The following is a 701-nucleotide window of genomic DNA, read 5'->3' on the forward strand; positions in this document are numbered from 1 at the left end:
CAGACTATCGAAGATGTCCTCATTTAAGCATTCGTCCCGCAGGCTGCCGTTGAAGCTTTCGATGTAGCCGTTCTGCTGCGGCTTGCCCGGGTCGATGTAGTGCCATTCGACGCCGTTCTCGTTGGCCCACTTCAGGATGGCCTTGCTGGTGAACTCGGTTCCGTTGTCGCTGACGATGCAAGCGGGCTTGCCGTAAATCCTGACCAGCGCATCCAGTTCCCGCGCCACCCGAGCCCCCGAGATGCTCGTGTCGGCAATCAGCGCCAAGTTCTCGCGGCAGCAATCGTCATTCACGGCCAGGATGCGGAACTTGCGGCAGGCCCCGAACGTGTCGGACAAAAAGTCCAGAGACCAGCGCTGGTTCGGGCGCAGCGGCACCGGCATCGGGGTTCGACTGCCGCGCGCCCGTTTGCGGCCACGACGGCGTCGCACTGACAGCCCCTCTTCGCGGTAAATCCGGTAGAGCTTCTTCTCGTTCATGATCATGCCCTTGCGCTCCAGCATGATGCCCACACGCCGATACCCGAAGCGACGACGCTTCTCGGCAATCTTGTGCATCTCCTCACGGATTTCCGGGTTATCGGGCGGCTTCTCGCGCCGCACCGTCTTCGGATCAACACCGATCAGGACGCAGGCCCGACGCTGAGAGATCGGATGATCCCTCAGCGCCCGCAGCACCGCGTCCCGCCGTTGCACCGGCG

1 protein-coding gene is annotated in these 701 nt (G+C 62.6%); it reads right to left on the bottom strand.

Features of this window, described 5'->3' with window-relative positions:
• Positions 1-701 (bottom strand): IS3 family transposase (locus ACFFJ7_RS20960; RefSeq protein ID WP_377594987.1); only part of this gene is annotated, 701 nt, incomplete at both ends.

The organism is Pseudochelatococcus lubricantis (genome assembly GCF_042432495.1).
Classification (GTDB): Bacteria; Pseudomonadota; Alphaproteobacteria; order Rhizobiales; family Beijerinckiaceae; genus Pseudochelatococcus; species Pseudochelatococcus lubricantis.